Source organism: Kitasatospora sp. NPDC008115, from assembly GCF_042957205.1.
Classification (GTDB): Bacteria; Actinomycetota; Actinomycetes; order Streptomycetales; family Streptomycetaceae; genus Kitasatospora.
In genome coordinates this window covers 1-19273 of sequence record NZ_JBIBHU010000013.1, presented here as the reverse complement: position 1 = coordinate 19273, position 19273 = coordinate 1, and the positions used below count along the sequence as shown (strand labels likewise).

The following is a 19273-nucleotide window of genomic DNA, read 5'->3' as shown; positions in this document are numbered from 1 at the left end:
ATCTGTGCCCGACTGTGACCCGCCGGCGTGCCCTCGACGGGCCGCCGACCCTGTAGCGTCGGAGCTGCCATGGATATCGCCTACATTCCCAGCCCGTCGCGGGGGGTCCTGTACCTCGGACCGATCCCGCTGCGCGCCTACGCCTTCTGCATCATCCTCGGTGTCGTCGTGGCCGTCTGGCTCGGCAGCAAGCGCTGGGTCGCCCGGGGAGGCGGGCGGCACACCGTCGGCGACATCGCCGTCTGGGCCGTGCCGTTCGGCCTGGTCGGCGGCCGGCTGTACCACGTGATCACCGACCACCAGCTGTACTTCGGCGAGGGGAAGAACCCCTGGAACGCCCTGAAGATCTGGGAGGGCGGCCTCGGCATCTGGGGTGCGATCGCGCTGGGCGCGGTCGGCGCCTGGATCGGCGCCCGCCGGCGCGGCGTCCCGCTGCCCGCCTACGCCGACGCGATCGCCCCGGGCATCGCGCTCGCCCAGGCGCTCGGCCGCTGGGGCAACTGGTTCAACCAGGAGCTGTACGGGCGGGAGACCACCCTGCCGTGGGGCCTGGAGATCACCAGGACGCTGCCCGGCGGCGAGGTGGTCACCACCATCCACCACCCGACCTTCCTCTACGAGTCGCTCTGGTGCGTGGGCGTCGCCGCGCTGGTGATCTGGGCGGACAAGCGGTTCACCCTGGGCCACGGGCGGGCCTTCGCGCTGTACGTGGCCGGGTACACGGCGGGCCGGTTCTGGACCGAGTGGCTGCGGATCGACGAGGCGCACCACATCCTGGGCCTGCGGCTGAACGACTGGGTGGCGATCCTCGTCTTCGTCGCCGCCGTGGCGTACTTCGTGGTCGTCGGGAAGAAGCGGCCCGGCCGTGAGGACCCGGCGGGCATCGACCCGATGGCGCGCGCCGAGGCCGAGGCCGAGGCGGAGGCGTCGGCCGACGGGCCGAAGGACGACCTGCCGAAGGACGACCTGCCGAAGGGCGAGCGGTCGAAGGACGAGCTGTCGAAGGACGACGGGCCGAAGGACGGGCTGCCCGGGAACGGGAAGCCCGACAAGCTGGAGAAGGGCGCCAAGCACCCCGCCTGACCTGCGCCGACCCCGCTCCCGGCCGCCCCCCGCACCCCGTGCGGAGGGCGGCCGGAGCCATGTTCGGACAGCCTTACTTTGCTGGAAATGCGCAGCTCAACAGGGCTACGGTCGATAAGTAAGGCGATCGGACCAATGGACGGAGGGGTACGGCCGTGACTGCGACCGCCCTGGAACACGAGACCGGGCACCACCCCCGGATACCCGCCGCCGGACACCACCGGGACGTCAACGGCGGCTGGCTGCGGCCGGCGGTGTTCGGCGCGATGGACGGCCTGGTCTCCAACTTCGCGCTGATGACCGGTGTCGTCGGCGGCGCCGTCTCCAACAGCACCGTGGTGCTCACCGGCCTGGCCGGGCTGGCGGCCGGTGCCTGCTCGATGGCGGCGGGGGAGTACACCTCGGTGGCCTCCCAGCGGGAGCTGGTGCAGGCCGAGATCGAGGTCGAGCGGCTGGAGCTGCGCCGCAACCCGCACGGCGAGCTGGCCGAGCTGACCCAGCTGTACGTCGAGCGCGGGGTGGATCCCGAGCTGGCCCACGAGGTGGCGCGGCAGCTGTCCGCCGACCCGGAGCAGACGCTGGAGATCCACGCCCGGGAGGAGCTGGGCGTCGACCCCAACGACCTGCCCTCGCCCTGGGTGGCGGCCGCCTCCTCGTTCGTCTGCTTCGCGGTGGGCGCGCTGCTGCCGCTGCTGCCGTACCTGCTGGGCGCCACCTCGCTGGTGCCGGCGCTGCTGGTCGCGGCGGTCGGACTGTTCACCTGCGGCGCGGTGGTGGCCCGGGTGACGGCGCGCAGCTGGTGGTACAGCGGGGTGCGCCAGCTGCTGCTGGGCGGCGTCGCGGCCGGGGTGACCTATCTGCTGGGCCACCTGATCGGCGGGCAGGTCTGATACGGCTGTGCCGTTGCATTGTTATGCGTCCGAACGGGTGAGGTTGCACACATGGCGAGCCGATCAAGCCTGGCCTTGTCTCGCCATGTGAGCCCGTTGGCCGAGGAATCGCATCCGTGGATCGATTTCCGGGATGGAATCCCAGGCCGCTTTGATCGACTTCCCTGAGTGTGGGATTCCGCCCCTGTTTCAGGCCCCGGGGCGCCGGGCACAATCGTCGGGACGTGCGGTGTGGCACGTCCCCTCACCGCCCGGTGACCTGCGGATCAGTCCGCGATGTGGACGAAAATTTCCGCTTCCCGGGACCTTCGGCATCATGTAACGTGCGTGCCTCAATCGCATCAGGGCCAACGTCGTCCCTACTGCACCAGTTTCGAAAGACGACGACGGGAGAGCCGATGCTGTCTGCATCCATGCACTCCGCCAACGAGCCCCAGGCCGGCGCCGCCCGCCCGCCGTACGCGCTCGTTCCGGATGCGCGACCTGCTGCTCAGGGCCTGTACGACCCGCGAAACGAGCACGACGCCTGTGGCGTCGGATTCGTCGCCACGCTGACCGGCATCGCCGACCACACCGTCGTCGAGCAGGCGCTGACCGTCCTGCGCAACCTGGAGCACCGCGGCGCCACCGGCGCCGAGCCGGACTCCGGCGACGGCGCGGGAATCCTCACCCAGATCCCGGACGCCTTCCTGCGCGCCAAGGTGTCCTTCGACCTCCCCGAGGCCGGCGCCTACGCCGTCGGCATCTCCTTCCTGCCCGACGCCGACGACGAGGACGCCGCCGCCGTCGCCCGGATCGAGGCGATCGCGGCCGAGGAGGACCTGACCGTCCTCGGCTGGCGCGACGTCCCGGTCAGCCCCGACCTGCTGGGCGCCACCGCGCGCGGTGTGATGCCGCGCTTCCGCCAGCTCTTCCTGGCCGGCGAGGGCAAGGCCGGCATCGAGCTGGACCGGATCGCCTTCGTGGTCCGCAAGCGCTCCGAGCGCGAGGCCGGGGTCTACTTCCCGTCGCTCTCCGCGCGCACCATCGTCTACAAGGGCATGCTGACCACCGGCCAGCTGGAGCCCTTCTTCCCCGACCTGTCGGACCGGCTCTACGCCTCCGCGCTCGGCCTGGTGCACTCCCGGTTCTCCACCAACACCTTCCCGAGCTGGCCGCTCGCCCACCCGTACCGGTTCGTCGCGCACAACGGCGAGATCAACACGGTCAAGGGCAACCGGAACTGGATGACCGCCCGGGAGTCCCAGCTCGCCACCGACCTCATCCCGGCCAACCGGAACGGGCAGGGTCTGAGCCGGATCTTCCCGGTCTGCACCCCGGACCACTCCGACTCGGCCTCCTTCGACGAGGTCCTGGAGCTGCTCCACCTCGGCGGCCGCACGCTGCCGCACGCCGTGCTGATGATGATCCCGGAGGCGTGGGAGAACCACGCCACCATGGACCCGGCCCGCCGCGCCTTCTACCGGTACCACTCCAACCTGATGGAGCCCTGGGACGGCCCGGCCTGCGTCACCTTCACCGACGGCACCCAGATCGGCGCCGTGCTGGACCGCAACGGCCTGCGCCCCGCCCGCTACTGGATCACCGAGGACGGCCTGGTCGTCCTCTCCTCCGAGGTCGGCGTGCTCGACATCGAGCAGACCCGGGTGGTCAAGAAGGGCCGGCTGCAGCCCGGCCGGATGTTCCTCGTGGACACCGCCGAGCACCGCATCGTCGAGGACGAGGAGATCAAGTCGGCGCTGGCCGCCGAGCACCCCTACGAGGAGTGGGTCGAGGGCGGCCAGATCCAGCTCGCCAAGCTCCCCGAGCGCGAGCACATCGCCCACACCCACGCCTCGGTCACCCGCCGCCAGCAGACCTTCGGCTACACCGAGGAGGAGCTGCGGGTCGTCCTGGCGCCGATGGCCAAGACCGGCGCCGAGGCGCTCGGCTCGATGGGCACCGACTCGCCGATCGCCGCGCTGAGCGAGAAGCCGCGTCTGCTGTTCGACTACTTCGTGCAGCTCTTCGCGCAGGTCACCAACCCGCCGCTGGACGCCATCCGCGAGGAACTGGTCACCTCGCTGCTGTCCAACCTCGGCCCCGAGGGCAACCTGCTGGCCGCCGAGGCCGCCGCCTGCCGCTCCGTCGGCATCACCTTCCCGGTGATCGACAACGACGAGCTGGCCAAGCTGGTCCACATCAACGCGGACGGCGACCAGCCCGGCCTCAAGGCCGTCACGCTGTCCGGCCTGTACAAGGTCTCCGGCGGCGGCGAGGCCCTGGCCGCCCGGCTCACCGCGATCGCGGCCGAGGCCGACGCGGCGATCGCCGACGGCGCCCGGATCATCGTGCTCTCCGACCGGCACTCGGACGCCGAGCACGCCCCGATCCCCTCGCTGCTGCTCACCTCGGCGATCCACCACCACCTGATCCGCACCAAGCAGCGCACCCGGGTGTCGCTGCTGGTCGAGGCGGGCGACGTGCGCGAGGTGCACCACGTCGCGCTGCTGATCGGCTTCGGCGCCGGCGCGGTCAACCCGTACCTGGCGATGGAGTCGGTCGAGGACCTGGTCGCCCAGGACGTCTTCATCGAAGGCGTGGAGGCCGAGAAGGCGATCAAGAACCTGATCAAGGCGCTCGGCAAGGGCGTGCTCAAGGTGATGTCCAAGATGGGCATCTCCACCGTCGCCTCCTACCGCGGCGCCCAGGTCTTCGAGGCGATCGGCCTCTCCCGGGAGCTGGTGGACGCCTACTTCGCCGGCACCACCACCAAGCTCGGCGGCATCGGCCTGGACGAGATCGCCAAGGAGACCGCCGCCCGCCACGCCAAGGCCTACCCGGCCTCCGGCATCCCCGCCGCGCACCGCGCGCTGGAGATCGGCGGCGAGTACCAGTGGCGCCGCGAGGGCGAGCCGCACCTGTTCGACCCGGACACCGTCTTCCGGCTCCAGCACTCCACCCGCAACCGCCGGTACGACATCTTCAAGCAGTACACCGACCGGGTGAACGAGCAGTCCGAGCGGCTGATGACGCTGCGCGGCCTGTTCAGGTTCGACGCGCTCGGCCGCACCCCGGTGCCGGTCGAGGAGGTCGAGCCGGTCTCCGAGATCGTCAAGCGGTTCTCCACCGGCGCCATGTCCTACGGCTCGATCTCCCGCGAGGCGCACGAGACCCTGGCGATCGCGATGAACCGCCTCGGCGGCAAGTCCAACACCGGCGAGGGCGGCGAGGACCCGGACCGCCTGTACGACCCGGAGCGCCGCTCGGCGATCAAGCAGGTCGCCTCCGGCCGGTTCGGCGTCACCTCCGAGTACCTGGTCAACGCCGACGACATCCAGATCAAGATGGCCCAGGGCGCCAAGCCCGGCGAGGGCGGCCAGCTGCCCGGCCACAAGGTGTACCCGTGGGTCGCCAAGACCCGGCACTCCACCCCGGGTGTCGGCCTGATCTCGCCGCCGCCGCACCACGACATCTACTCGATCGAGGACCTGGCGCAGCTGATCCACGACCTCAAGAACGCCAACCCCGAGGCCCGCATCCACGTGAAGCTGGTCTCCGAGGTCGGCGTCGGCACGGTCGCGGCCGGCGTCTCCAAGGCGCACGCGGACGTCGTCCTGGTCTCCGGCCACGACGGCGGCACCGGCGCCTCGCCGCTCACCTCGCTCAAGCACGCGGGCGGCCCCTGGGAGCTCGGCCTCGCCGAGACCCAGCAGACCCTGCTGCTCAACGGCCTGCGCGACCGGATCGTGGTGCAGACCGACGGCCAGCTGAAGACCGGGCGCGACGTCGTCATCGCCGCCCTGCTGGGCGCCGAGGAGTTCGGCTTCGCGACCGCCCCGCTGGTGGTCTCCGGCTGCATCATGATGCGCGTCTGCCACCTGGACACCTGCCCGGTCGGCGTCGCCACCCAGAACCCGGTGCTGCGCGAGCGGTTCTCCGGCAAGCCGGAGTTCGTGGTCAACTTCTTCGAGTTCATCGCCGAGGAGGTCCGGGAGATCCTGGCCTCGCTGGGCTTCCGCTCGATCGAGGAGGCCGTCGGCCACGCCGAGCACATCGACGCCGAGGCCGCGGTCGACCACTGGAAGGCCGCCGGGCTCGACCTGGCCCCGCTGTTCCACGTGCCCGAGCTGCCCGAGGGCGCGGCCCTGCACCGCACCACCACGCAGGACCACGCGCTCGACAAGGCCCTGGACAACCAGCTGATCGACCTGGCCCAGGACGCCCTGGAGAACGGCGAGGCCGTCCGCATCCAGCTGCCGATCCGCAACGTCAACCGGACCGTGGGCACCATGCTCGGCCACCACGTGACCAAGCGGTACCGCGGCGAGGGCCTGCCGGAGGGGACCATCGACGTCACCTTCACCGGCTCGGCCGGCCAGTCCTTCGGCGCCTTCGTCCCGCGCGGCATCACGCTGCGCCTGGAGGGCGACGCCAACGACTACGTCGGCAAGGGCCTGTCCGGCGGCGTGATCGTGGTCCGCCCGGCCCGCGACGCGGCGGCGATCGGCAACGACGCGCAGAACCACGTCATCGCCGGCAACACCATCGGCTACGGCGCCACCGGCGGCCGGATCCACCTGCGCGGCAAGGCCGGCGAGCGGTTCGCCGTCCGCAACTCCGGGGCCACCCTGGTCGTCGAGGGCGTGGGCGACCACGGCCTGGAGTACATGACCGGCGGCCGGGTCGTCATCCTCGGCGAGACCGGGCGCAACCTGGCGGCCGGCATGTCCGGCGGCGTCGCCTACGTGCTGGACCTGCGCCCGGCAAACGTCAACAGCGGCATGGTGGGCATCGAGGCCCCGAGCGCCGCCGACCGCGACTGGCTGCGCGAGACCGTGCAGCAGCACTACGAGGAGACCGGCTCCACCGTCGCCGCCGAGCTCCTGGCGGACTGGGGCAGCGGGGTCTCCCGCTTCTCCACGATCATGCCGACCGACTACAAGGCAGTGCTCGCCGCCAAGGACGCCGCTGAGCGCGATGGCCTCTCCGAGGCCGAGACCACTCGCAAGATGATGGAGGCGGCACATGGCTGACCCCAAGGGCTTCCTGACCACGCCCAAGCAGCTGGCCGAGCGGCGTCCGGTGGACGTGCGACTGCGGGACTGGAACGAGGTCTACGTCGAGCGCAGCCTGCTGCCGATCATCACCAAGCAGGCCGGCCGCTGCATGGACTGCGGCATCCCGTTCTGCCACAACGGCTGCCCGCTCGGGAACCTCATCCCCGAGTGGAACGACCTCGCCTACCGGGACGACTGGAAGGGTGCGATCGAGCGGCTGCACGCGACCAACAACTTCCCGGAGTTCACCGGGCGGCTCTGCCCGGCGCCCTGCGAGTCGGCCTGCGTGCTCGGCATCAACCAGGACGCGGTGACCATCAAGAACGTCGAGGTCACCATCATCGACAAGGCCTGGGACCGGGGCGGGGTCACCCCGCAGGTGCCGGAGCGGCTGTCCGGCAAGACGGTCGCCGTGGTCGGCTCCGGGCCGGCCGGCCTGGCCGCCGCCCAGCAGCTCACCCGGGCCGGGCACACCGTGGTGGTGTACGAGCGGGCCGACCGGATCGGCGGCCTGCTGCGCTACGGCATCCCCGAGTTCAAGATGGAGAAGCGCCACATCAACCGCCGCATCGAGCAGATGCGCGCGGAGGGCACCCGGTTCCGCACCGGCGTGCACGTCGGTGAGGACATCACCGGGCAGCAGCTGCGCGAGCGCTTCGACGCGGTGGTCGTCGCGGCCGGCGCCACCACCGCCCGCGACCTGCCGGTGCCCGGACGCGAGCTCAAGGGCGTCCACCAGGCCATGGAGTACCTGCCGCTGGCCAACAAGGTGCAGGAGGGCGACTTCGTGGAGTCGCCGATCAGCGCCAAGGGCAAGCACGTCGTGGTCATCGGCGGCGGCGACACCGGCGCGGACTGCGTCGGCACCGCGCACCGGCAGGGGGCGGCCTCCGTCACCCAGCTGGAGATCATGCCGCGGCCCGGCGAGGACCGGCCGGCCAACCAGCCGTGGCCGACCATGCCGATGACCTACAAGGTCACCTCGGCGCACGAGGAGGGCGGCGAGCGGGTCTACTCCGTCTCCACCACCCACTTCAGCGGTGACGAGGAGGGCAACGTCCAGGAGCTGCACCTCGTCGAGGTGGCGTTCAAGGACGGCCGCTTCGAGCAGGTCCCGGGCACCGAGCGGGCCATCCCGGCCCAGCTGGTCACCCTGGCGATGGGCTTCACCGGGACGGACGTGCGCAACGGTCTGGTCGAGCAGCTGGGCGTGGACCTCGACGCACGCGGTAATGTGGCCCGGGACGGCCGCTTCGCCACCAATGTCGATGGCGTCTACGTCTGCGGTGACGCCGGACGGGGCCAGTCCCTGATCGTCTGGGCCATCGCGGAGGGCCGCTCGGCCGCCGCGGCGGTCGACACGTACCTGGGCGGCAAGACCCCGCTGCCCGCTCCGATCCGGCCGACGGACCGCCCCCTGGTGGTCTGATCCGGTCCAGGTAGCCCGGCGCCGCACTGCCGGGTCGTACCGAGCCGCACCCCGTCAGCGTCGCCGGGCCACCGCGGTCCATGGCGCCTGCCCACATCCCCGACCAGTTTGGGGGCAGGCGCCTTTCGCGTTTTCCGGGGGCGGGCGGGGAGGCCGGGGCGGGCCTGGCGGGCCGGGCGGGCCGGTCGCCGGCGCGAAGCGGACGGGACGGTCGGCCGCGTGCCCGGGTCGCGTCAACCGTTGTCGATTCCGGCCGAGTTGTGGCTTCCGGGGGGACATCGGGGGGCTGGGGATGTCCATGGCGACGGCGGGGGGCTAGAGTGCGTTCCGGGGAGCTACGAGTCGGCTACCGCGCGTATCCGGACGGTGGTCGTCCGGGAGGTCACGGCGGGGCCGGAGGCTCCGCCGAGGGCGTTCCGAGGACTGTTGTTTGTCGGTCCCTGATGGAAGACTGCGGCCGACGGCCGGGGGGCTGCGCGAGGTGCGGAGGGTTGAGGCGATGGGTGCGACTCAGGCGGGTGGTGGTGCCACCGTGCGGCGTCTGCTGCTGGGGTCGCAACTGCGAAGGCTCCGGGAGGCCCGGGGCGTCAGCCGCGAGGAGGCCGGGTACTCGATCCGGGCCTCCGAGTCGAAGATCAGCCGGATGGAGCTCGGCCGGGTCGGCTTCAAGGAGCGCGACGTCGCCGACCTGCTGACGCTGTACGGCGTCGACGCGGAGCCGGAGCGGGCCTCGGTGCTGGGGCTGGTGCGGGCCGCCAACGCGACGTCCTGGTGGCACGGCTACGGGGACGTCCTGCCCGGCTGGTTCCAGAACTACCTGGGCCTGGAGGAGGCCGCCACCGAGATCCGCAGCTACGAGGTGCAGTTCGTCCACGGGCTGCTGCAGACCGCCGACTACGCGCGGGCGGTGATCACCCACGGCGGGCACGTCACCGAGCAGGCCGAGATCGAGCGGCGGGTGCAGGTGCGGCTCAAGCGCCAGGAGGTGCTGACCGCCGAGCGGGCGCCGCGGCTGGTGGCGGTGCTGGACGAGGCCGTGCTGCGCCGCCCCTGGGGCGGGCCGGAGCTGATGCGGGCGCAGGTCGACCGGCTGCTGGAGCTGACCGAGCTGCCGAACGTCGAGTTGCAGGTGATGCCGCTGGGCTTCGGCGGACTGCGCGCGGAGGGCGGGGCGTTCTCGGTGCTGGCCTTCGACGAGCAGGAACTGCCGGACATCGTGTACCTGGAGCAGTTCACCACCGCCCTGTACCTGGACAAGCCGGCCGAGGTCGCCGAGTACGCGGGCGCGATGGACGGACTGGTGGCGGACAGCCTCTCCTCCGAGCGGACACGAGAACTTCTTCGCTCCGTACGCCAAGAACTCTGACGGATAAGTACGATGAGCCCCGATCAGATCTGATCGCGAACGACAGCGAACGATGTTCGTGCGTTCCCGGAGGCATGAGAGGGATCAGATGTCGTACCTTTCCGAGTTGGCGCTGCAGTACATCGACGGTGAGTGGCGCGAGGGCAGCGGCTCCTGGGACATCGTCGACGTCGACCCCTTCACCGGCGACAAGATCGCCGCGATCACCGTCGCCACCGTCGACGAGGTCGACCAGGCCTACCGGGCCGCGGCGCGGGCGCAGCAGGAATGGGCGGCCACCAACCCCTACACCCGCCGGCTGGTCTTCGAGCGCGCGCTGCGGATCCTGGAGGACCGCGAGGCGGAGATCACCCGGGACATCATGACCGAGCTCGGCGGCACCGCCGTCAAGGCCTGGTTCGAGCTGTCGCTCACCAAGGACATGCTGCGCGAGGCGATGCAGCTGTCGCTGCGCGCCGAGGGCCGGCTGCTGCCCTCCCCGGTGGACGGCAAGGAGAACCGGCTCTACCGGCTGCCGGTCGGCGTCGTCGGCGTGATCAGCCCGTTCAACTTCCCGCTGTTCCTGTCGATGAAGGCCGTCGCCCCGGCGCTGGCGCTCGGCAACGGCGTGGTGCTCAAGCCGCACCAGGAGACCCCGGTGGTCGGCGGCACCCTGATCGCCAAGATCTTCGAGGAGGCGGGCCTGCCGGCCGGCCTGCTGAACGTGGTGGTCACCGACATCGCCGAGATCGGCGACGCGTTCATCGAGCACCCGGTCCCCAAGGTGATCTCCTTCACCGGCTCCGACAAGGTCGGCCGGCACGTCGCCACCGTCGCCGCCTCGCACTTCAAGCGGACCGTCCTGGAGCTCGGCGGCAACAGCGCGTTGATCGTGCTGGACGACGCCGACGTCGACTACGCGGTGGACGCGGCCGTGTTCAGCCGCTTCGTGCACCAGGGGCAGGTCTGCATGGCCGCCAACCGGGTGCTGGTCGACCGCGCCGTGGCCGAGGAGTTCACCCGGAAGTTCGTCGCCAAGGTCGCCACCCTCAAGGTCGGCGACCCCCGGGACCCCGCCACCCACATCGGCCCGCTGATCAACCCGGTCCAGGCCGACGCCCTCACCGCGCAGGTCGACCAGGCGATCGCCGCCGGCGCCACCGCGCTGCTGCGCGGCACCACCACCGGCAGCCTGATGGCGCCCGTGGTGCTCGGCGACCTGCCGGCCGACGCGCCGATCCTGCGGCGCGAGCTGTTCGGGCCGGTCGTGCTGGTCGTGCCGTTCGACGGCGAGGACGAGGCGGTGCGGATCGCCAACGACACGCCGTTCGGGCTCAGCGGCGCCGTGCACACGGCCGACGTGGAGCGCGGCGTGCGGGTCGCGCAGCGGATCGAGACCGGCATGATCCACGTCAACGACGGGACCATCGCGGACGAGCCGGTGGTGCCCTTCGGCGGCGAGAAGAACTCGGGCGTGGGCCGGCTGAACGGCGAGTCCACGGTCGACGCGTTCACCACGGTGAAGTGGATCTCGATCCAGCACGGGCGCAGCCGCTTCCCGTTCTGACCGTTCCAGCCGTGCCGGCCGTCCCCTCCTGCCCCTTCCGGTGCCCGAGGGGACGGCCGGGTTCCACTTGCCGGCCGGGGCTGCCCTATGCTGCGCCTGTCGGACCACGGGGGGACTGTGTTCGACCGCGCGTGACCGGAATGGACCGAAGGGGTGGCAGGGGTGACCGGGTTTCAGGAGATCGGCCGGGAGTGGCTCGTGGGGGGCGAGGACAACGAGGCGCGGCCGCCCGCCGACCTGCGCCCCGAGATCCCGCACCCCGCCCGGATGTACGACTACTACATCGGCGGCAAGGACAACTTCCCGGCCGACCGCGAGGCCGCCGAGAAGGTGCTCGCCATCAGCCCGATGGTGCGGCTCAGCGCGTTGGCCAACCGGGCCTTCCTCGGCCGCGCGGTGCGCCACCTCGCCGAGGAGGGCATCCGGTGGTTCGTCGACATCGGCACCGGCATCCCCAGCGCCGGGAACACCCATGAGGTCGCCCAGCGGGTGCGGCCGGACGCCCGGGTGGTCTACCTCGACAACGACCCGATCGTGCTGGTGCACGGCCGCGCCCTGCTGAGCGGCACCACCCCGGAGAGCACCTCGGTGGTCCAGGCCGACCTGCGCGACCCGGCCGCGATCCTGGCCACCCCCGAGGTCCGGCGGGCGCTGGACTCCGGCGAGCCGGTGGCGCTGCTGCTCATCGCCGTCCTGCACTTCATCGACGAGCAGGACGACCCGTACGCCATCGTGCGCACCCTGGTGGACGCCCTGCCGCCCGGCAGCCGCCTCGTCCTGTCGCACGGCACCCTCGACTTCACCCCGACCGCCGACGCCGGCCGCGGCGCCGCCGTCTACCGCAGCGCCTCCGCCCAGCTGACCATGCGCAGCCGCGACCAGGTGCTGCGCTTCCTCGACGGCCTCACCCTCACCGCCCCCGGCCTGGTCACCGCCCCCCTCTGGCGCCCCGACACCCCCGAGCAGCCCACCGACTCCCAGATCGGCATCTGGGCCGCCGTCGCCGAGAAGCCCTAGGGCGTGTCTTGCGGATCTTTGCCGGGTCCGCGGCGCCGGGGCACGCACCTCGCCGCGTTGTCGTCGGTCGCCAATGCTCCGCAGTGGCTCCCTCCTCCGCCTTGCGATGCACGCACCCCAACGCCGCGGCCTGATCCGACAAGATCCACAAGACACGCCCTAGCCGGGGTAGCGGAGGAGTTCGGCGGTCGCGAGCTCGAAGGAGAACGGCGCCGGGATCGGCACGGCGTCGCCGAACTTCCCGGTCCAGTGCCGGCGGTAGGTGCCGCCGCCGGGCTCGGAGTGGAGGATGAGAGTGCCCTCGCGCGGGTCGATCACCAGGTAGAGCGGGATCGCCATCTGGGGGTAGTCGCGGACCTTGCCGACCAGGTCGTTCTCCGGATTGGAAGGGGAGACGATCTCGACCGCGATCACAGCGAGCTCGGCGGGCACCTGGTCTCCGCCGAGCTCGACGGTGTCGAGCGGGATGTAGGTGAGGTCGGGGTTGCGGAGCTTGCCGGTGTGGGGTGAGGCGAGGTCGGTGTTCTCACTGGGCATCAGCCCGTCGGGGCAGTTGGCGTCGAACTGGCGGCGGACGATCAGCAGGTTGCGTTGGTGGATCACCGAGGGGCCTGCCATCATGATGATCTCGTCACCGGAGACCTCGATCTTCCAGCCCGATGGCGGATTCAGGCTCTGCGCGTAGGCCAGTAGCTGCGCGTGTCGTTCGGGGGCCTGGAATCCAGTCATGCCACCATCGTCTCACCCGGAGCAGATGCCTGCGATAGTTCGTGGTGCGAATTGTCGCGGTAGGGTGGGTGGGTGGACAAGAGCGCGGGTGAGGGGATCGGGGTCGTGGGGGCGCTGGTGCGGGCGGCGTTCCTGGTGGACGCGGTGTACGCCGAGTCGGCGCGGGAGCACGGGCTGACGCCGCAGCAGGGGCAGTTGCTGTGCGTGCTGATGGGGCGGTCCTATGTGATGGGGGAGTTGGGCGGTCTGTTGCGGCTGGCCAAGTCGAGCCTGACCGGGCTGGTTGACCGGACCGAGCGCAACGGGCTGGTGCGGCGGGAGAGTTGTGAGGACGATGCGCGGGCGGTGCGGGTCGCGTTGACGCCGCAGGGGCGGGCGGTGGCGGGGCGGTTCCACGCGGAGACCTGCCGGCGGATCGACGGGCTGCCGGCCGGTCTGTCCGACGGGGAGCGGGAGGTGCTCGCCGGGCTGCTCGGGCGGGTCGTGCTGGACAACAAGGTGCCCCCGGTGTTCGGGGAGTAGCGGGCCGGAAGCCGGCGGTTCGAGGGTTGCAGTTCGTGGTGCGAACTAATATGTTCGTAGTGCGAACTGCAACTCTTTTCTGCTTTGGGGGCAAGGGAACATGAGTCGTACCGTCGTCTTCGGATTCGGCGCACCGGGGGACCTCGCCGACACCGGGCGGCTGCTGAGCGTCGTCCAGCAGGCCGACCGGGACGGCCTGGACCACTTCTCGCTGTCCGACCACCCCTACCTCGGCGGGCGGGTGGACGCCTACGCCGCGCTCGGGTTCCTGCTCGGGCGCACCGAGCGGATCAGCGGCTTCGCCAACGTCACCAACCTGCCGAGCAGGCCCGCGCCGCTGCTGGCCCGGGCGGTCACCTCGCTGTCCGCGCTCTCCGGCGGGCGGGTGGTGCTCGGCATGGGCGCCGGCGGGCTCTGGGACCGGATCGCCGACCTCGGTGTGGAGCGGCTCGGCCCCGGCGAGGCGGTGGAGGCCTTCGAGGAGGCGATCGTCCTGGTCAAGCGGCTGTCCGGCGGCGGCGAGCCGGTCACCCACGAGGGCCGGCACTACCGGGTGCGGGGGATCGAGCCCGCGCCGGTGGCCGCGCCGCCGGTGTGGACGGGCTCCAACGGCCGCAAGTCGCTGGCCGTCACCGGCCGGGTCGCCGACGGCTGGATCCCCGGCCACGCGGCGGACTGGCTCAGCGAGCGCTACCGCACCTCGCGGCCGGTGGTCGACGAGGCGGCCGCCGCCGTCGGGCGCGACCCGCGCGAGATCCGCACCGTCTACAACCTCCCGGGCCGGATCACCGACCGCCCGCTGACCGCGACCAGGGACGAGGAGAGGACCTGGCTCGGCGGCTCGGTGGACCAGTGGGTGGCGGAGCTGACCGGCGCGGTGCTGGAGCACGGCGCGTCCGGCTTCACCCTGTTCGCCGCTGACCACGGCTCCCCGGACCCGCTCACCCTCGGCCGCTGGGCCAACGAGATCGCCCCCGCGGTGCGCGAGGCGGTCGCCGAGGCGTAGCCCCGCGGGAGTGGGAGGCCCGGCCGGTCCGACTTCCCACTCCGGCCCGGATTCAGGCCGTCCGGGACTCGCGGCGGTAGCCGCCCGGGGCCAGGCCGAACTCGCGCTTGAACGCCTTCGCGAACGCGTACTCCGAGCCGTAGCCGGTCCTCGCGGCGACGGTGGTCAGCGGCGCCTCCGACTCGCGCAGCAGCCGGGCCGCCGTGGTCATCCGCCAGCGGGTCAGATAGGCCATCGGCGGCTCGCCGATCAGCGAGGTGAAGCGGCGGGCGAACGCCGCCCGGGACAGGCCGGCCCGGGCGGCGAGCGACTCCACCGTCCACGCCGTCGACGGCGCCTCGTGGATCGCGGTGAGCGCCGGGGCCACCGCCGAGTCGCCGAGCGCCGCCGCCCAGCCGGCCGCGGCGCCGGGCGGCTGTTCCTCGAACCAGGCCCGCAGGATGTACAGCAGCAGCGAGTCGATCAGCGCCGGGACTATGCCGGTCGAACCGATCCTGGGGTTCTCCAGCTCGGCGCCGAGCAGCTGGACCGCCGCGCTCAGCTCCGGGTGCCGCCCGTGCCGGGTCTGCAGGTGGATGATCGCCGGCAGTTGCCGCACCAGCGGGTGCGGGCGGGACTGGTCGAGGTGGTAGTTGCCGCACAGCAGGCTGGTGCGCGGACCGTCCCCGCCGATGCTGAGGGTGCCGATCGGCAGGGACGGCCGGAACTGCGAGGGCTGCTCGGGGACGGCCGGGGTGCCCGGCCGGTCGGCGAGGACGTGGCCGCGGCCGTCGCGCAGGAACACCACGTCCCCCGGGCTGAGCGCGATCGGCGCGGCCCCGTCCTCCAGCGGCACCAGCCAGCACGTCCCGTACAGCACCACGTGGAAGCCGGCGCCGGCGACCGGGGGCAGCCGCAGCCCCCACGGGGCCCGTCCCTCGGTGCGGACGGAGGCGGGCTGCCCCGTGCGCATCGAGCCCAGTGCCTCGGTCAGGATGTCCATGCGCCCTCCTCGCTCGCCGGTCTCCGCCGTCCCCGTGAAGCCTACGGAACTCAGCCGACGGTCAGGACGATCTTGCCCTGGGTGCGGCCGGTGGCGATCAGCTCGTGCGCCTTGGCGGCCTCCTCCAGCGGGAAGGTTTCGGCGACGTGCGGACGGAGCAGGCCCTCGTCGACCAGCCGGGCGATCGCCTCCAGCGAGGCGTAGTCCGGCTCCACCATGACGCCCGCGAACCGCCGCCCGGCGGCCTCGACCTCGGCGGCCAGTTCGGTGTTCCAGTGCTCCATGATCGAGACCAGCACGCCGCCCGCCGGCAGCACCTCCAGGGAGGCGGTGCCCTGCGAGGACGAGTCGAACACCACGTCCACCTCGCCGACCCGCCCGAGGAAGCCCTCCTCGCGGTAGTCGAGCACCTCGTCGGCGCCCAGCGAACGCACGAAGTCGTGCTTCGGCGCGCTCGCCAGGCCGATCACGTGCGCGCCGCGGGCCTTGGCGATCTGCACGGCGAGGTGGCCGACGCCGCCCGCCGCCCGGTGGATCAGCACCCGCTGCCCCTCGGACAGCCGCGCCGCGTCCACCAGGCCCTGCCAGGCGGTCAGCGCGGCCAGCGGCAGCGCGGCGGCCCGCACGTGGTCCAGCGAGGCGGGCTTGCGGGCCACCTGGCGGGAGGGCACCGCCACGTACTCGGCGTAGCCGGTGGCGGCGCGCGGGAAGAACGGCATCCCGAACACCTCGTCGCCGACCTTGAACCGGGCGCCCGGGCCGACCTCCTCGACCACGCCGGAGATGTCCCAGCCGACCCCGAACGGCGGCTCGCCGAGCAGCGGGTAGGCACCGGAGCGCACCGCCGCGTCCACCGGGTTGACGCCGCTGGCGTGGACCCGGACGAGGACCTCGGCGCCGAGCGGGACGGGCCGCTCGGCCTCGACGACCTCCAGGACCTCCGGGCCGCCGAAGGACTTCTGGGTGACTGCGCGCATGGGACTGCTCCTTCTCGGGAAGACCGTGCTCTTCGTGACGTGATCAACGGTAGGAGCGGCCCGCGCGCGGCTGAATATCCCGCTGTCTCGGGAAGATGTCCCAGCGTCTCGCCGGCCGGCCGCCTCGGCCGCGAAGCCGGGCGCGGTGGACCCTCCCACGGCGGGAGGGTCCACGATGGGGCCGTGCGAGACCCAGACGACGTCCTGCGGGACGACCTCCTCACCATCGGGCGCTTCGCCCGCCTCTGCCGGCTGAGCGTCAAACAGCTCCGCCACTACGACGACACCGGCCTGCTCACCCCGGCCCGGGTCGACCCCGCCACCGGGTACCGCTACTACGCCCCGGACCAGGCCCGCGACGCGCTCACCGTCGCCCTGCTGCGCGAACTCGACGTGCCGCTGGCGGTGATCGGCGCGACCCTGGCGGCCACCGAGGCGGAGCGGGCCCGCCTGCTGCGCGCCGAACGCGACCGGGTCGCCGAGCGGATCACCCGCGACCGGGCCCGCCTGGAGCTGCTGGAGCGCCTCGCGGACGGCGGCGGGCTGCCCGGGTACGAGATCACCACCGGCCGGGAGCCGGGGCGCCGGCTCGCCGTGGTGCGGGCGGTGGCCGGGCCGGGCGAACTGGCGCAGCGGATCGGCGGGTGCGTCGGCCGGCTGCTGGCGGGACTGGACGGCACGCCGTGGCGGCCCCCGCTGTGGGGGCTGTTCCCGCTGGACCTCGCGGAGGGCATGCGGATCGCGGTCGGCGCCGAGACGGCGCAGCCGGACGGCGCAGCGGGTGCGGCGGACGGGGCGGGCGTGCTGCCGGCCGGCCTGGAGCGCGAAGTGCTGCCCGGCGGGCCGGTGGTGGCCACGGTGCACCACGGCCCGTACGTCCAACTGCCGCTCGCCTACCACGCGTTGCTGGCCGCCGTGCACGAGCGCGGACTGCGGCCGGTGGCGCCGGTGCGGGAGGCGTACCTGGTCGGACCGGGGGAGGCCCCGGCGGAGGAGTGGACGACCCGGCTGGTGGTCCGGGTCGAGGAGCGGACGGAGGAGGCGGCATGACGGAGCCGCGCGGCGGGAAGCACTGCGAGACGACGGCGCTGGGCGTGCTGCTGCGCCACGAGGGCGTCGAGCTGTCCGAGCCGATGCTGTTCGGGCTCGGGGCCGGGCTGTCGTTCGTCTACTGGGACGGCAAGGGCATGGACTTCCCGTTCCTCGGCGGCCGGGTCAAGCCGTTCGGGCTGACCCGCTCGCTGGCCGCCCGGCTCGGCCTGGAGCTGGACGTCCGGGAGACCGCCTCCGCCCGGCGGGCCTGGCGGAACGTGGCCGACGAACTGGACGCCGGGCGCCCGGTCGGGCTCCAGCTCGACAGCTACCACCTGGAGTACTTCACCTCCAAGGTGCACTTCGGCGGGCACGTGGTCGCGATGGAGGGCTACGACGGCGGGACCGCCCGCCTGGTGGACACCGGGCAGCAGGGCGGCGCGGTCACCACCAGCCTGGCCTCGCTCGCGGCGGCGCGCGCCGAGCGCGGCCCGATGACCGCCCGCAACCGCTCCTTCACCCTCGCCCTGCGCGGCGAACTCCCGGACCCGCGCGCCCTGGTGGCCCCGGCGATGGCCGAGTGCGCGGCGGCGTTCCTGCACCCGCCGATCGCCAACCTCGGCCACCGGGGGATCACCAAGGCGGCCGGCCTGGTGCCCGGCTGGCTGGCCCGCGCCGAGCGGCCGGAGCGCCAACTGCCGCAGGCCGCCCGGCTGATGGAGCTGGCCGGGACCGGCGGCGCGCTGTTCCGCAACCTCTACCGGGACTTCCTCGGCGAGTGCGCCGAACTGCTCGACGACCCCCGGGTCCGCGCCGCCCGCGACCGCTACGCCGAGGCGGCGGCGGGCTGGACCGAGGTGGCCGAACTGGTCGGCGCGGCGGGGGAGTCCGGGGACGCCGCGCCGCTGGAGCGGGCCGGCCGCCTGCTGGACGGGCTGGCCCGGATCGAGCGCGAGGCGATGGGGGAGCTGGTCCGGCTGGGGTGACCGGGGTCAGCCGGCGGCCAGGGAACCGATGAGGCCCTGCCCGTGTCCGCCGGCCGGGCAGCACCAGCGGGCCTCGCCGGCCGTGAGGACGGGCTTCAGGAGGTGCGGGTGCCCCGGGCAGGCCGGCCACTGGAAGAACTCGTAGCCGGCCAGGTGGTCCTGGACGATCTCGGCCACCCAGGAGGTGAGCCGCCCGGACGGCAGTGCGGGGTCGGCGGGGAGGGCGAACCGGAGGGTGTCCGTGGCCAGTCCGAGCATGAACCCGGACGGGGTGTCCACCGAGAGGTCCCAGCGCAGGCCCGCCGACGGCACGCCGGTTCCGGGCGCCCGCAGCAGGTCCCGCCCGACCCGGGCGCACGGTTCGCCGAACGCGCCCGGCACCCCGCGCGGCGGGCGGCCGTCCAGTGCCCAGGCCGCGACCGGGCGCAGCCGGCCGTGGCGGGTGGGGTCGGGGTCCGGGGGGTGCGCCGCCATGCCGGGCACGCTACCGGGGCAGGGCGGCAGCGAACAGCCCCAGGGCGCGGGCCCCGGGGCCGTTCTCGGCGGTGCCGCGGCGGGCGCCGCAGGCGGACCGGCGACCTAGGGCGTGTCTTGCGGATCTTTGCCGGGTCCGCGGCGCCGGGGCACGCACCTCGCCGCGTTGTCGTCGGTCGCCAATGCTCCGCAGTG

General features: G+C 72.7%; 15 protein-coding genes. 11 read left to right on the top strand and 4 right to left on the bottom strand.

Annotated features, from left to right (window positions below; all coding sequences use genetic code 11):
* The first annotated feature begins 69 nt into the window (after positions 1-69).
* From lgt to ACFZBX_RS17885, 7 genes are all read left to right on the top strand, one after another.
* On the top strand, positions 70-1083 hold the full coding sequence (lgt, locus tag ACFZBX_RS17915; protein WP_391534699.1) for a prolipoprotein diacylglyceryl transferase: 1014 nt from the start codon (positions 70-72) through the stop codon (positions 1081-1083).
* Positions 1084-1253: 170 nt separating this feature from the next.
* A complete protein-coding gene (locus tag ACFZBX_RS17910) occupies positions 1254-1973 on the top strand; it encodes a VIT1/CCC1 transporter family protein (protein WP_391534855.1) in 720 nt (239 codons plus the stop codon).
* A gap of 413 nt (positions 1974-2386) precedes the next feature.
* Positions 2387-6988 (top strand): glutamate synthase large subunit, encoded by a 4602-nt coding sequence (gene gltB / locus ACFZBX_RS17905; RefSeq protein ID WP_391534854.1) that lies wholly within the window; start codon positions 2387-2389, stop codon positions 6986-6988.
* On the top strand, positions 6981-8441 hold the full coding sequence (locus ACFZBX_RS17900; RefSeq protein ID WP_391534698.1) for a glutamate synthase subunit beta: 1461 nt from the start codon (positions 6981-6983) through the stop codon (positions 8439-8441). Before gltB ends, ACFZBX_RS17900 begins: the two co-directional genes overlap by 8 nt.
* Positions 8442-8940: 499 nt before the next feature.
* Entirely contained in the window at positions 8941-9807 is an 867-nt protein-coding gene (locus tag ACFZBX_RS17895) for a helix-turn-helix domain-containing protein (RefSeq protein WP_391534697.1), read from the top strand.
* 88 nt (positions 9808-9895) lie between these two features.
* Positions 9896-11353: an aldehyde dehydrogenase family protein gene (locus ACFZBX_RS17890; RefSeq protein ID WP_391534696.1), complete on the top strand. Its 1458-nt coding sequence runs from the start codon at positions 9896-9898 to the stop codon at positions 11351-11353.
* A 162-nt stretch (positions 11354-11515) separates the two neighbouring features.
* On the top strand, positions 11516-12370 hold the full coding sequence (locus ACFZBX_RS17885; RefSeq protein WP_391534695.1) for an SAM-dependent methyltransferase: 855 nt from the start codon (positions 11516-11518) through the stop codon (positions 12368-12370).
* A gap of 159 nt (positions 12371-12529) precedes the next feature.
* Here ACFZBX_RS17885 and ACFZBX_RS17880 read toward each other — a convergent pair whose 3' ends face one another.
* Entirely contained in the window at positions 12530-13099 is a 570-nt protein-coding gene (locus ACFZBX_RS17880) for a Uma2 family endonuclease (RefSeq protein WP_391534694.1), read from the bottom strand.
* A 72-nt stretch (positions 13100-13171) separates the two neighbouring features.
* On the opposite strand from ACFZBX_RS17880, the gene ACFZBX_RS17875 reads away from it, so the two are divergent.
* Together ACFZBX_RS17875 and ACFZBX_RS17870 are read left to right on the top strand one after the other, a co-directional pair.
* Entirely contained in the window at positions 13172-13621 is a 450-nt protein-coding gene (locus ACFZBX_RS17875; RefSeq protein ID WP_391534693.1) for a MarR family winged helix-turn-helix transcriptional regulator, read from the top strand.
* A gap of 100 nt (positions 13622-13721) precedes the next feature.
* Positions 13722-14627 carry an LLM class flavin-dependent oxidoreductase gene (locus tag ACFZBX_RS17870; protein WP_391534692.1) on the top strand — a complete coding sequence of 302 codons (906 nt, stop codon included), beginning with the start codon at positions 13722-13724 and terminating at the stop codon, positions 14625-14627.
* Between the two features lie 52 nt (positions 14628-14679).
* Here the strand turns inward: ACFZBX_RS17870 and ACFZBX_RS17865 are convergent, their stop codons facing one another.
* Positions 14680-15609 carry an AraC family transcriptional regulator gene (locus ACFZBX_RS17865; RefSeq protein WP_391534691.1) on the bottom strand — a complete coding sequence of 310 codons (930 nt, stop codon included), beginning with the start codon at positions 15607-15609 and terminating at the stop codon, positions 14680-14682.
* 50 nt (positions 15610-15659) lie between these two features.
* Entirely contained in the window at positions 15660-16586 is a 927-nt protein-coding gene (locus ACFZBX_RS17860; protein ID WP_391534690.1) for an NADP-dependent oxidoreductase, read from the bottom strand.
* 183 nt (positions 16587-16769) lie between these two features.
* On the opposite strand from ACFZBX_RS17860, the gene ACFZBX_RS17855 reads away from it, so the two are divergent.
* The gene (locus tag ACFZBX_RS17855; protein ID WP_391534689.1) at positions 16770-17636 is read left to right on the top strand and encodes a MerR family transcriptional regulator; all 867 of its coding nucleotides are present in this window, start codon (positions 16770-16772) and stop codon (positions 17634-17636) included.
* Positions 17633-18604, top strand: coding sequence for a BtrH N-terminal domain-containing protein (locus ACFZBX_RS17850; protein WP_391534688.1), 972 nt, complete (start codon positions 17633-17635; stop codon positions 18602-18604). Before ACFZBX_RS17855 ends, ACFZBX_RS17850 begins: the two co-directional genes overlap by 4 nt.
* A gap of 6 nt (positions 18605-18610) precedes the next feature.
* On the opposite strand, the gene ACFZBX_RS17845 is transcribed toward ACFZBX_RS17850, so the two are convergent.
* On the bottom strand, positions 18611-19078 hold the full coding sequence (locus tag ACFZBX_RS17845; RefSeq protein WP_391534687.1) for a hypothetical protein: 468 nt from the start codon (positions 19076-19078) through the stop codon (positions 18611-18613).
* Positions 19079-19273 lie beyond the last annotated feature (195 nt).

Bases quoted from the DNA above. Each gene is read 5' to 3' on its own strand.
- lgt (WP_391534699.1), top strand. From the start codon at position 70: ATGGATATCGCCTACATTCCCAGCCCGTCGCGGGGGGTCCTGTACCTC.
- gltB (WP_391534854.1), top strand. From the start codon at position 2,387: ATGCACTCCGCCAACGAGCCCCAGGCCGGCGCCGCCCGCCCGCCGTAC.
- ACFZBX_RS17900 (WP_391534698.1), top strand. From the start codon at position 6,981: ATGGCTGACCCCAAGGGCTTCCTGACCACGCCCAAGCAGCTGGCCGAG.
- ACFZBX_RS17895 (WP_391534697.1), top strand. From the start codon at position 8,941: ATGGGTGCGACTCAGGCGGGTGGTGGTGCCACCGTGCGGCGTCTGCTG.
- ACFZBX_RS17890 (WP_391534696.1), top strand. From the start codon at position 9,896: ATGTCGTACCTTTCCGAGTTGGCGCTGCAGTACATCGACGGTGAGTGG.
- ACFZBX_RS17880 (WP_391534694.1), bottom strand. From the start codon at position 13,099: ATGACTGGATTCCAGGCCCCCGAACGACACGCGCAGCTACTGGCCTAC.
- ACFZBX_RS17870 (WP_391534692.1), top strand. From the start codon at position 13,722: ATGAGTCGTACCGTCGTCTTCGGATTCGGCGCACCGGGGGACCTCGCC.
- ACFZBX_RS17865 (WP_391534691.1), bottom strand. From the start codon at position 15,609: ATGGACATCCTGACCGAGGCACTGGGCTCGATGCGCACGGGGCAGCCC.
- ACFZBX_RS17860 (WP_391534690.1), bottom strand. From the start codon at position 16,586: ATGCGCGCAGTCACCCAGAAGTCCTTCGGCGGCCCGGAGGTCCTGGAG.
- ACFZBX_RS17850 (WP_391534688.1), top strand. From the start codon at position 17,633: ATGACGGAGCCGCGCGGCGGGAAGCACTGCGAGACGACGGCGCTGGGC.
- ACFZBX_RS17845 (WP_391534687.1), bottom strand. From the start codon at position 19,078: ATGGCGGCGCACCCCCCGGACCCCGACCCCACCCGCCACGGCCGGCTG.